The sequence below is a fragment of the Streptomyces sp. NPDC052043 genome, from assembly GCF_044548235.1.
In the GTDB taxonomy this organism is placed as follows: domain Bacteria; phylum Actinomycetota; class Actinomycetes; order Streptomycetales; family Streptomycetaceae; genus Streptomyces.
Map to the genome: position 1 here is coordinate 1 of NZ_JBIUBT010000042.1, position 1772 is coordinate 1772.

Genomic DNA, 1772 nt, shown 5'->3' on the forward strand with positions numbered 1-1772 from the left:
GATCAGTAAGGGCGTGCAGATCTTTAACTCGTGGCTTTCCGCTCGGTGATTCGTTGGTATGGCATGAGCGGTTTGGAAGGGCAATGGGCCGTGTTGGCGGCCAAGTTCAGGGCGATTCTGCCGCACCTCGACGAGCGACAGCGTCGCCTGTTGATAGGAGCGGAAGCCCAGTCCCTCGGCCACGGCGGGATCAGAGCGGTCGCCCGTGCCGCCGGTGTCCGTGAAGCCACTGTGTCTGTCGGAATGAGGGAACTCGACTCCAAAGAGGCCCCGTTGGGACGCATCCGCCGACCCGGAGGTGGCCGCAAACGCGTCGTCGACCTGAACCCAGCCGTTCGTGAGGAACTCCTCATGCTGGTCGAGCCCGACGTCCGCGGAGATCCCATGTCGCCGCTGCGCTGGACGACCAAGTCCACCCGCAAGCTCGCCGAGCAGCTGACCCGCCAGGGCCACAAGATCTCCGCGGATACAGTGGGCGACCTTTTGCGCGAGGAGGGTTTCAGCCTGCAGAGCAATGCCAAAACGCTGGAAGGCAAGCAGCGCCCCGACCGGGACGCCCAGTTCCACTACCTCAACGAGCAGGCCCGCGGCCACCAGGACAGCGGGGCTCCGGTGATCAGTGTGGACACAAAGAAGAAGGAACTGGTCGGCCCCTTCAAGAACAACGGCCGCGAATGGGAGCCGAGAGGCGAGCCGGTGCGGGTCGACACCCACGACTTCCCCGACCGTGAGCTGGGCAGAGCGGTGCCCTACGGCATCTACGACGTCGCCGCGAACACCGGCTGGGTCAACGTGGGCACCGACCACGACACCGCTGCGTTCGCCGTCGAATCCATCCGCCGCTGGTGGAACGGAGCCGGGCGGGCCGCCTATCCCACAGCCGGCCGGCTGCTGATCACCGCCGACGCGGGCGGCTCCAACGGGTACCGCACCCGCACATGGAAGACCGAACTCGCCCGGTTCGCAGCCGAGTCCGGACTGGCGATCACCGTCTGCCACCTGCCTCCCGGAACGTCGAAGTGGAACCGGATCGAGCACAGGCTGTTCTCCCACATCACCATGAATTGGCGCGGAAGGCCCCTGACCAGCCACGAAGTCATCGTCGAGACCATCGCCGCGACCACCACCACGACCGGCCTGACCGTGCACGCCGAACTCGACACCAACTGCTACCCCACCGGTATCCAGGTCAGCGACGACGAGATCGCCGCCCTGCCGATCACCCGGCACCGCTTCCACGGCGACTGGAACTACACCCTCCACCCCCAGCACCCGCTGGACACGGCGCCCACCAGCAGCACGTCAGACCAGACACCGGCGAGCGAGCCACATCGCCTCACCACGTATTCACTGCAGGACCCAGAGCTGACCGGCATGACCCGCCAACAGCTCAGCGAGCTCATCGACGCGCTGACTCCTGCACTGGAGGTTCAACGCGAGCAAGTGCTCCACACCCGCCGCGGTCACGAGCGCCTGGTCGCCCCCGGCACAGGCGCCAAAGCCAAGCTCACACCCGATGACCGGATCCTGGCCACCGTGCTCCACCTGCGCAAACTCGCCACCGTGAACCTCCTGGGCGAGCTCTTCGGTGTCGCCGCCGCGACCATCAGCCGAGCGAACCAGGAAGTCCGGCCTCTCCTGGAAGCACACGGCCACCACGTCAACGCCTCCACCGTCCGGTTCTGTACACCCGCCGACGTGGCCGCGTTCCTTACCTCCGACCCCACCCAAACCAAGGTCAAAAAGACGAGTTAAAGATCTGCACGCCCTAA

General features: G+C 65.9%; 2 protein-coding genes. One reads left to right on the top strand and one right to left on the bottom strand.

What is annotated here, in order from left to right; translation table 11 throughout:
• The coding region (locus tag ACIHCX_RS38085; protein WP_400038004.1) for a hypothetical protein at window positions 1–183 on the bottom strand (183 nt) is incomplete at its 3' end.
• On the opposite strand from ACIHCX_RS38085, the gene ACIHCX_RS38090 reads away from it, so the two are divergent.
• Window positions 154–1755 (top strand): ISAzo13 family transposase, encoded by a 1602-nt coding sequence (locus ACIHCX_RS38090; RefSeq protein WP_400038006.1) that lies wholly within the window; start codon window positions 154–156, stop codon window positions 1753–1755. The two genes, ACIHCX_RS38085 and ACIHCX_RS38090, sit on opposite strands and share 30 nt — an antisense overlap.
• Window positions 1756–1772: the final 17 nt, after the last annotated feature.